Annotated in this window: 13 protein-coding genes; 9 read left to right on the top strand and 4 right to left on the bottom strand. The window is 69.1% G+C overall.

What is annotated here, in order from left to right; all coding sequences use genetic code 11:
- Position 1: 1 nt before the first annotated feature.
- The gene (locus tag ABD736_RS15215; protein ID WP_344792722.1) at positions 2 to 2728 is read right to left on the bottom strand and encodes a transglycosylase domain-containing protein; all 2727 of its coding nucleotides are present in this window, start codon (positions 2726 to 2728) and stop codon (positions 2 to 4) included.
- Between the two features lie 87 nt (positions 2729 to 2815).
- On the opposite strand from ABD736_RS15215, the gene sp36 reads away from it, so the two are divergent.
- Positions 2816 to 2974, top strand: coding sequence for a Sp36 family protein (gene sp36, locus ABD736_RS15210; RefSeq protein WP_344792721.1), 159 nt, complete (start codon positions 2816 to 2818; stop codon positions 2972 to 2974).
- A gap of 6 nt (positions 2975 to 2980) precedes the next feature.
- Positions 2981 to 3451 carry a RidA family protein gene (locus ABD736_RS15205; RefSeq protein ID WP_344792720.1) on the top strand — a complete coding sequence of 157 codons (471 nt, stop codon included), beginning with the start codon at positions 2981 to 2983 and terminating at the stop codon, positions 3449 to 3451.
- Positions 3452 to 3539: 88 nt separating this feature from the next.
- Here the strand turns inward: ABD736_RS15205 and ABD736_RS15200 are convergent, their stop codons facing one another.
- Both ABD736_RS15200 and acs read right to left on the bottom strand, forming a co-directional pair.
- Entirely contained in the window at positions 3540 to 4391 is an 852-nt protein-coding gene (locus tag ABD736_RS15200) for an endonuclease domain-containing protein (RefSeq protein ID WP_344792719.1), read from the bottom strand.
- Between the two features lie 167 nt (positions 4392 to 4558).
- On the bottom strand, positions 4559 to 6532 hold the full coding sequence (gene acs / locus ABD736_RS15195; protein WP_344792718.1) for an acetate--CoA ligase: 1974 nt from the start codon (positions 6530 to 6532) through the stop codon (positions 4559 to 4561).
- A 493-nt stretch (positions 6533 to 7025) separates the two neighbouring features.
- On the opposite strand from acs, the gene ABD736_RS15190 reads away from it, so the two are divergent.
- The 5 genes from ABD736_RS15190 to ABD736_RS15170 all read left to right on the top strand — a co-directional run bounded on the left by ABD736_RS15190 (position 7026) and on the right by ABD736_RS15170 (position 10238).
- On the top strand, positions 7026 to 8111 hold the full coding sequence (locus tag ABD736_RS15190; RefSeq protein ID WP_425555042.1) for a TadA family conjugal transfer-associated ATPase: 1086 nt from the start codon (positions 7026 to 7028) through the stop codon (positions 8109 to 8111).
- The gene (locus ABD736_RS15185; protein WP_344792716.1) at positions 8108 to 9172 is read left to right on the top strand and encodes a type II secretion system F family protein; all 1065 of its coding nucleotides are present in this window, start codon (positions 8108 to 8110) and stop codon (positions 9170 to 9172) included. Before ABD736_RS15190 ends, ABD736_RS15185 begins: the two co-directional genes overlap by 4 nt.
- A gap of 136 nt (positions 9173 to 9308) precedes the next feature.
- On the top strand, positions 9309 to 9503 hold the full coding sequence (locus ABD736_RS15180) for a DUF4244 domain-containing protein (protein WP_344792715.1): 195 nt from the start codon (positions 9309 to 9311) through the stop codon (positions 9501 to 9503).
- Positions 9481 to 9873, top strand: a complete 393-nt coding sequence (locus ABD736_RS15175) for a TadE family type IV pilus minor pilin (protein ID WP_344792714.1) — start codon at positions 9481 to 9483, stop codon at positions 9871 to 9873. The genes ABD736_RS15180 and ABD736_RS15175 overlap by 23 nt, the downstream gene beginning before the upstream one ends.
- The gene (locus ABD736_RS15170) at positions 9870 to 10238 is read left to right on the top strand and encodes an Rv3654c family TadE-like protein (protein WP_344792713.1); all 369 of its coding nucleotides are present in this window, start codon (positions 9870 to 9872) and stop codon (positions 10236 to 10238) included. Before ABD736_RS15175 ends, ABD736_RS15170 begins: the two co-directional genes overlap by 4 nt.
- A 26-nt stretch (positions 10239 to 10264) precedes the next feature.
- On the opposite strand, the gene ABD736_RS15165 is transcribed toward ABD736_RS15170, so the two are convergent.
- A complete protein-coding gene (locus ABD736_RS15165; protein ID WP_344792712.1) occupies positions 10265 to 10507 on the bottom strand; it encodes a hypothetical protein in 243 nt (80 codons plus the stop codon).
- 159 nt (positions 10508 to 10666) lie between these two features.
- Here ABD736_RS15165 and topA point away from each other — a divergent pair, with 159 nt between their 5' ends.
- Together topA and tmk are read left to right on the top strand one after the other, a co-directional pair.
- Positions 10667 to 13405 carry a type I DNA topoisomerase gene (gene topA / locus ABD736_RS15160; RefSeq protein ID WP_344792711.1) on the top strand — a complete coding sequence of 913 codons (2739 nt, stop codon included), beginning with the start codon at positions 10667 to 10669 and terminating at the stop codon, positions 13403 to 13405.
- The gene (gene tmk, locus ABD736_RS15155) at positions 13402 to 14049 is read left to right on the top strand and encodes a dTMP kinase (protein WP_344792710.1); all 648 of its coding nucleotides are present in this window, start codon (positions 13402 to 13404) and stop codon (positions 14047 to 14049) included. Before topA ends, tmk begins: the two co-directional genes overlap by 4 nt.
- Positions 14050 to 14053: the final 4 nt, after the last annotated feature.

Here is a 14053-nt window from a genome sequence, read left to right as displayed (position 1 = left end):
GTCAGGGTTTCTTGCCGGGGCCGGGTGGTGCGGTGCTTCCGCCGCCTGCGCCCTTCGAATCGTTGAGCGTGATGCCGACCGTCGTGCCCTTGTTGACCGGCGTGTTCGCCGCCGGGTTCGTCGACTTCACGGTCGCGCTCGGGTCAGGAACGCCGCCGGGGATCTGTGGGTTCAGCCCCGCAGCCATGAGCGCCGCCACGGCTTCGGTGAGCGGCTTGCCGGTCACGTCGGGCACCTTCACCTGGTTGCCCTTCGAGGTGAACACCTTGATGGCCGAGCCCTTGCTCAGCTTCGTGTTCGCGGGCGGGTCGGTTCCCGCCACGCTGCCCTTGGCCTGGTCGGAGTCCTTCTCGCCGCCGTCCTGATAGACGAAGCCGAGACCCGCGAGCACCGACTTCGCCTCGTCGACGGTCTTGCCGGTGAGATCGGGCACGGCCACCTGAACGCCGTTGACGCTCTTGCTGTCGGGCGTCGGGAAGGCCGATCCGTGATAGGTGGCGTTGAGCATCTGCAGGATCGGCTTGTCGACCGCGAACTTCACGTCGCGGCCCGCCCAGCCGTTGAAGTTCAGATTCTGGAAGCTGAAGTGCCCAGTCACGTTGCCGACCCAGACCGCGTTCGCGACCTTGGTCGTCGAGGTCACCAGCCAGTTCTGCACGCCGGCCTCGCCGTCCGGGCCGTTGGCGGTACCGGTCTTGCCCATGATCGGCACGCCGTCATGCGGGTTCGCCTTGACACCCGTGCCGTTGCCGATCAGCGGGCCGTTGGCGAGGGCGTAGGTCACACCCGCGGCGACCTTCGGGTCGATGGCCTGCTTGCAGGTCGTCTGCGGGACGGGAAGCGACTTGCCTGAGGCATCCGTCACCTTGTCGATATAGACGGGGGAGCAGGTCTTGCCGCCGTTCGCGATGCCGGCGTAGGCGACCGCCATGTCGACCGGCGCGATGTAGTTCGTGCCGAGGATCGACGAGGGGTTGTCGTCCAGTTCAGACGGCACCGGCTTGCCGCTCGCGTCGGTCACGTTGACGAGGTTGCCCTTGGAGTCGTACTTCTGCTTGTACGGGTATGCAGGCTTCACGCCGAGCGCGGCGGCGTCGTCTCGCAGCTGGCACAGGTCGAACTGCTCGCCCATGACGGCGAAGGCGGTGTTGATCGACAGAGCAGTCGCCTTCATGACCGACATGGGGCCGCCCTCGCCGGCGGCGTCGTTCTTGAGCTGCCACGTGCCGTAGTACTGGTCGCACGAGCTGTGGAATTTGCTCTGCGGGATGGTGGCACGCGTCACCGGGGCGTTCACCACGTCATTGAGCGCGTGGCCCGACTTGAGCCACTCGACCAGGCTGAACGCCTTGTACGTCGATCCCGTCTGGAAGCCGGCCGAGCCGCCATGGTTGTAGTCGAAGGTGTAGGCGATCTGGGTGGAGCCCGCTTGCAGCGTGTTCGTCGTGTTGTACGGCCGGTTCTGCACTGCGAGCACGACGCGCCCGGTGTTGAGTTCGACCGAGACGTCAGCGGCACCCATGTTGAAGCTCGGGCTCGTCGGCGCGATGTAGGTGCTGAGCGACTGCTGCGCCTGCGCCTGCAGGTTCAGGTTCAGTGCCGTGTAGATGTTGAGGCCGCCGTGGTTGAGCAGCGCATCACGATCGTCCTGGGTCTTGCCGAAGACCGGATTGTGCTGCAGCTCGGACATGACGGCGTTGCAGTAGAACGCGGCGTCCTGGTTTGCGGCCTGTGCGCAGCCGGATGCCTGCGGCGTGATCTTGGGCGTGATCGGGGTCTTCACTGCGGCGTCGTACTGCGCCTGCGTGATCTTCTTCGCCTTGAGCATCGAGCGCAGCACGTAGTCGCGGCGGGCCTTCGTCAGCGAGTAGCCGTCCTTCGCGCCGTTCACCTTGTTGTTCGGCTCGTCGATGCGCAGGTTGTTCGGGTTGTTGACGATCGCGATGAGCGTCGCGGCCTGCGTGAGGTTGAGCTGCGCCGCCGTGATGCCGTAGTAGTACCGGGCGGCCGACTCGATACCGTAGACCTGGCCGCCGAAGCCGGCGATGTTGAGGTAACCCTGCAGGATCTGCTGCTTGTTGTACTTCTTCTCGACGCCGATGGCGAGCTTCATCTCCTGGATCTTGCGCGAGATGCCGTCTTGCCCGCTCGCGTCGGTGTAGGAGTTGTAGCAGCTCTGGTACTTCTCGTTCATCGCCTTCTGCGCCTGCTGCTGGGTCTGGTTACCCGTCGGCTGGGCGACGACGTTGTACTTCTCGCAGGTCTGCACGCGCACGTTCTTGACGTACTGCTGGGTGATCGAGGAACCACCCTGGGTCTGGCCGCTCTTGTGCAGCGCGTCGTTGATGAACGCGCGCAGGGTGCCCTGTACGTCGATGGCACCGTGGGAGTAGAAGCGCGGGTCCTCGGTGCTGACCGCGGCGTCTTTCACGAGCTGGTTGATCTGGTCCCAGGAATCCACGATGCGGTTCTGGGAGTAGAACGTGGCAATCGGAACGGGCTTGCCGTCCTTGTACGCGTACATCACCGACCGCGTCGCGAGCGGATCGATCTTCAACGACTCGGGCAGACCCTGGAACACGCCGATGCTGTTGTTCGTGGCCATGCCGGTCACTGCGACGGCGGGGGTGACCGCTGCGGCGACGAGCAGCCCGGCGATCGCGCTCATCGCGACGAATCCGAGAAGCCCGCCGATCACACCTCTGGCAGTGAGTTTTCGGGCAGACATAGGATGCAGAGTACAGGCGCGAAGCTGGCAAGCGGCTTGCCCGCGGCGCTTCGCTGTGCTTTAACGGCCAACTCGTCAGGAGTCCAATTGCCCCGCTGGGAGTACGTCACCACGCCCCTTCTGCTGCATCGCGAGACCGCGATCCTCAACAACTGGGGGTCTGAGGGCTGGGAGCTCGTGCAGGTCGTCACCGGCGCAGAGGGCGGCATGATCGCGTTCTTCAAGCGCCCGGTTTCCGAGGACTGAGAGCGGATGTCTGCCGAAGCGCGCCTCGCAGAGCTGGGCATCACCCTTCCCGCCGTTCCGGCCCCCGCGGGCGCCTACGTGCCCGCCCTCGTGTCAGGGTCGCTCGTCTTCACGGCCGGCCAGCTGCCGTTCGTCTCCGGTGAGCTGCCTGCGACCGGCAAGGTCGGGGCAGGTGACGGGCTCGTTTCCGCCGACGAGGCGAAGGCGTATGCCCGTCTTTCTGCCATCAACGCGCTGGCCGCGGCGCGCTCGGTGCTCGGGTCGCTCGACCGGGTGACCCGCGTGGTGAAGGTGGTCGGGTTCGTGGCATCCGACCCGTCCTTCACCGGTCAGCCCGGCGTCATCAACGGCGCCTCGGAGCTGCTCGGCGAGGTCTTTGGCGCCGAGATCGGCGCGCACGCCCGATCGGCCGTCGGTGTGGCGGTTCTGCCGCTCGACTCGCCCGTCGAGGTGGAGCTCATCCTCGAGTTCGCGTAGCCGCCCCGCCGCTGGGCCGGGCACACTTCGGCTCGGAGGGCACCTCGAAACGGCGGTTTAAGGTGCCGCTGGCGACGACGTGTGCCGCTCAAGGCCACAGATGCGCGCGCTGTGCGATCAGTGCGGTGATCTCGCCGAAGGTCCGATCCCAGTTGTGGACGACGTCGGCATAGCTGAACCGCAGCACGGTATAGCCGAGCCGCCGAAGAAACCGGTCGTACTCGCGGTCCATCGCGAGCTGCTTGGGGTCGCTCAGGTGCTGCTTCCCGTCGAGCTGCACGACGAGCCGTTCACCGATCAGCAGATCGACTCGATGCCCGCGGATCTTTACCTGTTGCCGACACGGGATCCGCGCGCGCTGCAGCCTCAGGCGCGTGAGCGACTCGAGCCCGGAGTCGGCCAGACCGCTCACGTATGGCACGACTTTCGCGAGCGGGCCGCCGTGAACGGATGCCAGCATTCGGAGCTCCTCGATCTGAATCAGCTTCTGATTGACCGCGGAATCGAAAACTACGACCGCCTGTTCCAGCGGCTGGCACCGCGCCACGTGCATGAGCATGTTGCGGCCAGATTCGATCGGGATCAGATCGGCAGCGGCGTCTATGCGATGCCTCGTGCGATGCACCCGCACCGGCGGCGCTTCGGCGTCCGAGATGAAGTGGGAGTTCAGCACGCGGGGTGCGATGTGGAAGCGGCCGTCGTCGATGACCCAGAGCTTGCGCTTCTTTGCCGCAGTCAGGCACGCGAGTCGTCCGCCCATCCGAACGGCACGCACATATTCGGGGTCTGCGGTCCGATGCGCGATGAGGGATCGCCCTATCGCCATGACGCGGTGCTGTTCGAGTGCCCGGGCCAGCTCATGCTTCGTGATTCCGTACTCACGCAGCCGCGTACGTGTCGCGAAGCCGAGCTCTGTATTGAGAACAGATCTGAGGTCCATGGCCGGAAGCATGACGGCAGCGCTCCGGCCATGGCGCCGTAGCGGCCGAATTGTGGATGGAATCAGCCTGTGAGCGGCAAGTTCTGCGGCACATCAGCCCGCGAGGGGCACACGGGAGCCTGACTCCCGTGTGCCCGTCGGGCTGTTGGGTGCCGCTCGGCGCCGAGCTACTTCACGGCCTTGGCGATCACCTGCATCACCGCGGTGTCGGCGAGGGTGGTCGTGTCACCGACCTCGCGGCCCTCGGCGACGTCGCGCAGCAGTCGGCGCATGATCTTCCCCGAGCGCGTCTTGGGCAGCTCGTTGACCACGAACACCTGCCGCGGCCGGGCGATCGGGCCGATCTGCTGGGCGACGTGGGTGCGCAGCTCCTGCGCGACCTCTTCGGGCGTGCCGGTGTTCGCGCGCTGGGAGTCCTTGATGATCACGAACGCGACCACGGCCTGGCCCGTCGTCTCGTCCGACGCGCCGACCACGGCAGCCTCCGCAGTGAGCGGGTGCGACACCAGCGCCGACTCGATCTCAGCCGTCGACAGGCGGTGGCCCGAGACGTTCATGACGTCGTCGACACGGCCGAGCAGCCAGATCTCGCCGTCCTTGTCCTTCCGGGCGCCGTCGCCGGCGAAGTAGTAGCCCTTGTCCTTGAACATCTCCCAATAGGTCGAGACGAAGCGGTCGGGGTCGCCCCAGATACCGCGGGCCATCGACGGCCAGGGCTCGGTCACGACGAGCAGACCACCCTCGTCGGGACCGACCGGCTCGCCGGCATCCGTCACCACATCGACGGAAATGCCCGGCAACGGAAGCTGCGCGCTTCCCGGCTTCAGCGTCGTGATGCCCGGCAGTGCGCTGACCATGATCGCGCCGGTCTCGGTCTGCCACCAGGTGTCGACGACGGGCGTGCGACCCGCGCCGATGATCTCGCGGTACCAGATCCACGCCTCGGGGTTGATCGGCTCGCCGACCGAGCCGAGCAGCCGCAGCGACGACAGGTCGCGGGCCTGCGGGATCTGGCGTCCCTGCTTCATGAAGCCGCGGATCGCGGTGGGCGCCGCGTAGAAGAGGGACACCTTGTACTTCTCGATGATGTCCCACCAGCGGCCGGGCTCGGGCGTCTCGGGCGTGCCCTCGTAGATCACTTCGGTCGTGCCGTTGGCGAGCGGGCCGTAGACGACGTAGGTATGCCCGGTGATCCATCCGATGTCGGCGGTCGACCAGTACACGTCGGTCTCTGCGTGCAGGTCGAACACGTTCTTGTGGGTGTAGGCGGCCTGCGTCAGGTAGCCGCCACTCGTGTGCAGGATGCCCTTCGGCTTCCCGGTCGTGCCGCTCGTGTAGAGGATGAAGAGCGGATGCTCGGCCGGGAACGGCTTCGCCATGTGCTCGTCAGAGACCTGCGCGATCTCGTCGTGCCACCACAGGTCGCGGCCCGGCGTCCAGTCGACGGGGTTCTCGCCGCGCTTGATGACGAGGACGTGTTCGACGGATGCCGCGGGCCCATCGCCGTGGTCGAGGGCGATCGCCTCGTCGACAGCGGGCTTGAGCGGCGCCACCTTGCCCTTGCGCCATCCGCCGTCGGCGGTGATGACGAGCTTCGCCTGCGCGTCGTCGATGCGGGCGCGGAGGCTCTCGGCCGAGAAACCGCCGAAGACGACGGAGTGCACGGCGCCGATGCGGGCGACGGCGAGCATCGCGACGATCGCCTCGGGGATCATCGGCAGATAGATCGCGACGCGGTCGCCGGCCCCGACGCCGAGCGCGGTCAGCAGGTTCGCGGCCTTCTTCACCTCGGCGGTGAGCTCCGCGTAGGTGACGGCGCGGCTGTCGCCCGGCTCGCCCTCCCAATAGAGCGCGACCCGGTCGCCGTTGCCGGCGAGCACGTGGCGGTCGAGGCAGTTGTAGGCGACATTCAGCTCGCCGTCATCGAACCATTTCGCGAACGGCGGGTTCGACCAATCGAGGGTGCGCGTGAACGGCTTCGACCAGTGCAGCAGGGTCTTCGACTGCTCGGCCCAGAAAGCGAGGCGGTCTTCGGCGGCCTGCTCATACAGCGCGGGAGTGGCCACGGCCTGGGCGGTGAAGGCCTCGTCGGGCGGGAAGCGCCGGGACTCGTGCAGCAGGTTGTCGATGGTGTCGACCATGCGTGTTCGCTCCTTTGCGAGACAGTTTCGGGCGGTTCTGAACCTTGGGGTTGCCGGCGAGGCACGATGATTTTGACCCTACGCCACGGCCTGCGTGAACCTCGACGATTGAATATGTTGCACCTGGTGCGCTATCGCGTACACTGATGCTGGCTCGGTCAACGAGCTCGCGGCGTGCGTGGTTCCCCCCAACTATCGCGTCGCTGTGGCGGCACCAGTTCCCCCCAATTGGTGCCGCCCCCTTCTGTTTAACGGCCGGGTCGTCGCATCGGCGGTTTTTCGAGGCGCGTTCGGCGCCTCTTCCCGTTCACAGGGTGAGGGGCGGATGCTTCGTCCCCGGTTCAGAGCAGAGGGCGACCCACGCCGTCTGCGGTCGCTCCTAGCGTGCTCGCGTGATCGATGTTCCCGCGCCCGCGCCGCCCGACCCCTTCGTGCCGCGGCGCCGCGAGTCCGGGGGCCGGTCGCGCGGCGGCCCGACGGCGACGCCCCCGGAATCGAGCAAGGCGCGGGGCGGGACCGGGGAGCGGTCGGGCCGCCGCTCACGCTGGCGACGGCGGTCGCGGAGTCGGAGCTGGCCCGGCGGGCCGTGACCGACGTGGCTGGGACGGCGGGCGGCCCCGCGGCCACGGCCGCGCCTCTGGCCGCGATCGCGCCCGAGCTGGCCGACGCCTTCGGGCCGCTCGCGCCGTACCTCGCGCTGGCCACCGTCACAGACGTGCTTGTGGCGCCCGGCGGAGCGATCTGGCTCGACGAAGGGGCCGGGCTGCGGCGTGACGCGTCGCGAGCGCTGCCCGAGGCGGAGGTGCGCGCCCTCGCTGTGCGGCTGATCGCGCTCGGCGGCCGCCACCTGGACGAAGCTGTTCCGCTCGGTGATGTGCGCATCGGCGGGGGAATCCGGGTGCATGCGGCGCTGCCGCCGGTCTCGGTCGGCGGCACGGTCATCTCGATCCGGGTGCCGCGCACCGTCGGGCTGTCGCTCGATGAGCTCGCGGCCGCCGGCATGGCCACCGAAGCTCAGCGCGCGGCGCTGGCCGGCGCGGTCGGTGCGCGCCGGAACCTGCTGATCACCGGAGCCACGGGGTCTGGCAAGACGACCCTGCTCGCGGCGCTGCTGGCGCTCGCACCGCCAGACGAGCGGATCGTGGTCGTCGAGGATCTGGCCGAGCTTCAGGTGAGGCATCCCCACGTCGTGTCGCTCGAAGCTCGGCACGCGAACCTGGAGGGGGCGGGTGAGATCGGTCTCGCGAGGCTGGTGCGCGAGGCACTGCGGATGCGCCCCGATCGGCTCGTCGTCGGTGAGTGCCGCGGCGCAGAGGTGCGCGAGCTGTTCGCCGCGCTCAACACGGGGCACGAGGGCGGAGCGGGCACCCTGCACGCCAACTCGCTGGCCGATGTGCCGGCTCGCATCGAGGCGCTTGGGGCGCTCGCCGGCCTCTCGGCGGAGGCGGTCGCCCGGCAGGCGGCGAGTGCGATCCATCTGGTCGTGCACGTGGCGAGGTTCGAGGGGCGGCGCGCGATCGCCGCCATGGGCAGGCTGACGACGGATGCTGCGGGCCGCTTGCGCATGGAGAGCGTATGACGGGCGTCGCCGATGCTCTCGATGAGGTCGCCGCGATCGCGCAGCGACTCGCCGTGCTGCTCGCGGCGGGCGTGACGCCCGAGCGTGCGTGGGGATTCCTGGGCCCTCGGACTCTCGAGCCGCGCGCGAAGCCTGGGGAGCGCGCGGAGCCTGCGGAGCGCGCGGCGACCCCGCTCCTTGAGGAGCGCGCGAAGCCTGCGGAGCGCGCGTCTCGAAAGGAGCTCTCCGACGCCGTCCTCTCCGCCGCCGCAGTGACGGCTCAGCGCGCGGGCGATGTCGCCGCGGCGATCACGGCCGAGTGCACCCAGACGCCACCGTTCGGGGCGGCACGGCACCGAGCCGTCGCCTGGGGGCTGTTCGCCGCGACCTGGTCGGTGGCGATGAGCTCAGGCGCTCCACCGGCTGCGGCGCTGCAGAGCTTCGCCGCGGGCATCCGCCGCGCAGCCGCCCTGCATCGCGAACTGGGAGTCGCCTTCGCCGGGCCGCGCGCGACGGCGCGGCTCGTCGGGCTTCTACCGCTCGTGGCGCTCGGGTTCGGCGCAATGCTGGGGTTCGACACAGTGCATGTGCTGGCGGCGACTCCGGTCGGGTGGGCTTGCCTCGGCGGCGGCATCGCGCTCATGGTCGGTGCGCGGCGCTGGAGCGGCCGGCTGCTCGCGGCCGCCGAGCCGCAGGAGCTCGTGCCCGGCCTCCTGCCCGAGCTGGTGGCCGTGGCGATGGGGTCGGGGGCGCCGGTCGGTCGGGCACGTCAGCTTGCGGCATCCGCACTGCGCGAGCACGCGCCGTTCCTCGGCGGCGAGGCGCTCGACGCCGACGAGGAGGCGGTCGACGGTGTGCTCGAGCTCGCTGCGCGCGCGGGAGCGCCGACCATCGGGCTGCTCGTCGCCGAAGCCGAGCGCCGCCGGGCGGATGCCGATGCGGCGGGTCGTGCGGCGGCGGCATCCGTCGCCGTGCGCCTGGTCGTGCCGCTCGCGGTCTGCGTGCTGCCGGCGTTCATGCTGCTGGGGGTGGTGCCGGTGCTGGTGGCGCTGCTGTCCGGCACGGGCATCCATTTCGGGTGATGCATGAGGGAACTCGCCGTCCACAGGCCGAAGCCGGCCGCCGTTGTCCCGGGTTCGGAGCGCGCGGTGCCGCGCGCGGTCGGCCGTCCGCGCCAGCATCGACTCACCCGCGCCGGGAATCGAGAGGGAAGAACTGATGGATTTCATCCGCATCATCTGGGCACGTGCGCGCCGGCTCACCGACGAGGCCGGCTCCGCCACCGCCGAGTACGTCGTCGCCACCATGGCAGCCGTCGGCTTCGCCGGGCTGCTCGTCGTCATCCTCAAGGGTGACGAGGTGCGCGGCATGCTCACCGACCTGGTGCACCGTGCGCTCACGGTCGGAAGCTGAGGCAGCAGGCTACGCGCTGCACGACGGCGAGCGCGGCACGGTGACCGCCGAGTTCGCCGTCGTGCTGCCCAGCGTGATGCTCGTGCTGGCGCTCTGCCTGGGGGCGGTGAACGTGATCGGTCAGCAGGTCGCACTCGGCTCGCTGGCGGCGAGCGGGGCGCGGATGCTTGCCCGGGGCGACGACCCTGGCGCCGTCCGGGCGCAGGTGGTCTCGGCGGCGCCGGGCGCCGCGCTCGCGCAGAGCACCGACGGAGCGTTCGTGTGCGTCGCGCTCACGCGCCCCGCCCGGTTCGGGCCGGTCGGCCTCGGATCATTCGCGCCGTCGGCGCGCGACTGCGCGCTCGCATCGACCCCGGGGCCGGGCGGGTGAGCCGCCGGGGGTGCCGGGGGAGCGTCATCGCGAACGAGCGCGGCTCCGGCACCGTACTCGGCGTAGCCGTGCTCGGTGCGGTCACGCTCGTCACCGGGGCCGGGCTGGTCGCGCTCGGCGCTCTCGCAGCGCAACAGACAGCGCAGTCCGCGGCGGACGCGGCGGCGCTCGCCGCGGCCGACACGCTCTCAGGGCGCGCTGCGGGCTTCGCGTGCGAGAACGCCGAGCGGGCGGCGGCGCTCGATCAGGCATCCCTCGCGTCCTGCGAGACGGACGGCCTCGTTGCCGTCGTCAGCGTCTCACGCAACTGGTCACGGTTCGAGCTCACGGCTCGCGCCCGCGCCGGGCCGCCCGGCACGCCGTGACCACGCGGCCGCGAGCCCCGCTCGTGCTAGTCGAACTCGGCGCCGAAATACGCGTAGTCGACGGCACCCGGCGCGCCGGTGCCATCGGCGAATTCGCTGATGTCGCCGTTGCGGCGGTAGACATACTTCTTGCCGCGGTCATTCGCGGGGAGCACGATGCGCCCCTGCGGTGTGCCGTTGTCGAGGAACTTCGCCGCGACGGTCCTGCCCTCAAGCGGGCCGTCGAGCAGTTTCGCGGTGTAGGTGCCGCCTGCCGTTGCTGTACCCATGGGGCCCATTGTGCTCAGCACGGCGGAAGCGGCAACCCCCATGGCAAACGGCGAATTACGAGGATCGTGCGCACAGGGTGTGTGTATCCTCAGCCTGCAAAGGCTCAACGGCGCGCCTATATATAGGAACAACCCCCGCAGATGGGAAAAGGGAGTCTCTTGCCGAGCAACAAGAAGCTGGTCATCGTCGAGTCGCCGACGAAGGTCAAGTCGATCGCGCAGTACCTCGGCGACGGCTACACGGTGATGGCTTCCGTCGGGCACATCCGCGACCTGATCGAACCGAAGGACCTGCCGGCGGACCAGAAGAAGGGCGCGCTCGGCAAGTTCGGCGTCGACGTCGACAACGGCTTCAAGCCGATCTACGTCGTCTCGGGCGGCAAGGCCAAGGTCGTCAGCGATCTGAAGCGCGAGCTCAAGAACGCCGACGAGCTCATCCTCGCAACAGATGAAGACCGCGAGGGGGAGGCCATCGCGTGGCACCTGCGCGAAGTGCTGAACCCCAAGGTTCCGGTCAAGCGCATGGTCTTCCACGAGATCACCCGCGAGGCCATCGAGGCAGCGCGCGACCACACCCGCGACCTCAACATGGAGCTCGTCGACGCGCAGGAGACGCGGCGGGTGCTCGACCGTCTCTACGGCTACGAGGTGAGCCCCGTGCTGTGGCGCAAGGTCGCCCCAGGGCTGTCGGCCGGCCGCGTGCAGTCGCCCGCCACGCGCCTCGTGGTCGACCGTGAGCGTGAGCGCCTGGCGTTCGTCGCCGCGAGCTACTGGGACCTGACCGCGCAGTTCACGCCCGACGAGGCGACGGCGCCGTTCGAGGCGCGCCTGCAGCGCCTCGACGGCACCCGCATCGCGCAGGGGCGCGACTTCGACGACTCCGGCAAGCTCACCGGCAAGGTCACGCAGCTCAATGAGCAGACGGCCACCGCGCTCGCGGAGGCTCTTCGCGCCGACTCGACGACCGTCACGGTGTCGAAGGTCGAGTCGAAGCCGTACTCGCGCCGGCCCGCCGCGCCGTTCACCACCTCGACGCTGCAGCAGGAAGCCGCGCGCAAGCTGCGCTTCAGCGCGCGCCAGACGATGAGCGTCGCGCAGTCTCTGTACGAGAACGGCTACATCACCTACATGCGCACCGACTCGCCCTCGCTCTCTCAGCAGGCGACGAAGGCTGCGCGCGCGCAGGCGGCGTCGCTCTACGGCGCCGACACCGTGCCCGAGAAGCCGCGGGTGTACACCGGCAAATCCAAGAACGCGCAAGAGGCGCACGAGGCGATCCGCCCCTCCGGCGAGACGTTCCGCACGCCAGACCAGGTGCGCTCGGCGCTCTCGGCCAACGACTTCAAGCTCTACGACCTGATCTGGAAGCGCACGGTCGCGAGCCAGATGGCCGATGCGAAGGGCTCGACGGCGTCGGTCGCCATCGAGGCGAAGGTCTCGGGCGGCGAACTCGACGGCACCGTCGCCGAGTTCGCGGCGTCGGGAACCGTCATCACCTTCCGCGGCTTCCTGCACGCCTACGAAGAGGGCCGCGACGAGGAGCGCAACAGCGACAACGCCGCCGAGGCGAAGCTGCCGCCTCTCGCGGTCGGACAGGCGCTCGAGAACGCTGGGGTCGAGGCCAAGGGCCACGAGACCACGCCGCCGCCGCGCTATACCGAGGCATCCCTCGTCAAGGCGCTCGAAGAGCTGGGCGTCGGCCGCCCGTCGACGTACGCGCAGATCATCTCGACGATCATCGACCGCGGCTACGTGACCCTGCGCGGGCAGGCGCTGGTGCCGAACTGGATCGCGTTCTCGGTCGTGAAGCTGCTCGAGGACCACTTCGGCGACCTGGTCGAATACGACTTCACCGCCGACCTCGAGAACGACCTCGACAACATCGCGAACGGCGCGGACGAGGGCCGCGAATGGCTCAAGGGCTTCTATTTCGGCACGGATGCCCACAAGGGGCTGCGGGGTGTCGTCGACAACCTCGGCGAGATCGACGCGCGCGAGATCAACTCGGTGCGCATTGACGACCAGATCACGCTGCGCATCGGCAAGTACGGCCCGTACCTGGAGGTCGTCGACCCGAACGCCGGGCCCGACGCAGCACCCCGTCGCGTCAACATCCCGGAAGGTCTCGCACCCGACGAGCTGACGCCCGAGAAGGCGCGCGAGCTGGCCGAGGCGCCCGAGCAGTCCGATCGAGTGCTCGGCACGCTGGCGGATGGCAAGCAGATCGTCGCGAAGGACGGGCGCTACGGCCCGTACGTCACTGAGGTGATGCCGGAAGAGGCGACTTCGGACGAGACCGTCGCCGAGGCATCCGATGAGGCGAAGCCCAAGAAGCGCGCGACCAAGAAGGGGGCCGCGCCCAAACCGCGTACCGCTTCGCTCTTCAAGAGTATGAGCGTCGACACGATCGACCTCGACACGGCCCTCAAGCTGCTCTCGCTGCCACGAGTCGTGGGCAACGACCCGGAGTCGGGCGAAGAGATCCTCGCGGCGAACGGCCGCTACGGCGCGTACCTCAAGAAGGGCACCGACACGCGCAGCCTGCCGAACGGCGAGGACCAGATCTTCGAGATCACCCTTCCCGAGGCGCTCGAGCTGTTCGCGCAGCCGAAGTACGGCGCCCGCCGCGCATCGAGCGCGCTGAAGGAGTTCGAGGCAGACCCGGTCAGCGGCAAGCCGATCCGCGTGCGCGACGGCCGCTTCGGGCCCTACGTCACCGATGGCGAGACGAACGCCACGATCCCGCGCGGCGAAGACGTGGAAGCGGTCGACTTCGCCCGCGCCGTGCAGCTGCTCGCCGACAAGCGCGCAAAGGGCCCCGCGAAGAAGCCCGCGCGGCGCACCTCGTCGACCGCGCCGAAGAAGACCACGACCGCGCGCAGCCGAGCCAAGAAGTGAGCGGGCTGTACCTCACGATCGAGGGCCTCGACGGGTCGGGCAAGACCACGCAGCTCGAGGCTCTGGCCGAGTGGCTGACGGATGCCGGACACACGGTCGTCGCGACGAGAGAACCCGGCGGCACCGAGGTCGGGCAGCTCGTGCGCGACATCGTGCTGCACCACCGCGGTGACATCGCGCCGCGCGCCGAGGCTCTGCTCTTCGCCGCCGACCGTGCTCACCACATCGCGACGAAGGTGCGCCCTGCGCTCGAGCGCGGCGAGATCGTGATCCAAGATCGCTACATCGACTCGTCGGTGGCGTTTCAGGGCGCGGGGCGGGTGCTCGACCCGGTCGAGGTGCGCCGCCTGTCTGAGTGGGCGACCGAGGGTCTCTACCCCGAGCTGACCGTGCTGCTCGACCTCGACCCCGGGGTCGCGCGCGAGCGCATCGACGCCGCGCAGAAGGTCTTCGACCGCATCGAGGCAGAGGCGGTCGAGTTCAGCAGGCGCATTCGCGAGGCATACCTGGAAATCGCGGCGGCGCAGCCCGAGCGCTGGCTGGTGCTCGACGCGACGCGGCCGGCCGACGAGCTCGCGGCGGCGATCCGAGAGCGGGTTACGGGTCTGTTGGGAACTTCGGGGACTGTCGGCGGCGCCGGGTAGCCTG

This window comes from Gryllotalpicola daejeonensis, from assembly GCF_039538145.1.
Taxonomy (GTDB): domain Bacteria; phylum Actinomycetota; class Actinomycetes; order Actinomycetales; family Microbacteriaceae; genus Gryllotalpicola; species Gryllotalpicola daejeonensis.
The sequence above is the reverse complement of the archived record's forward strand: the minus strand, read 5'-3'. Positions and strand labels throughout refer to the sequence as shown.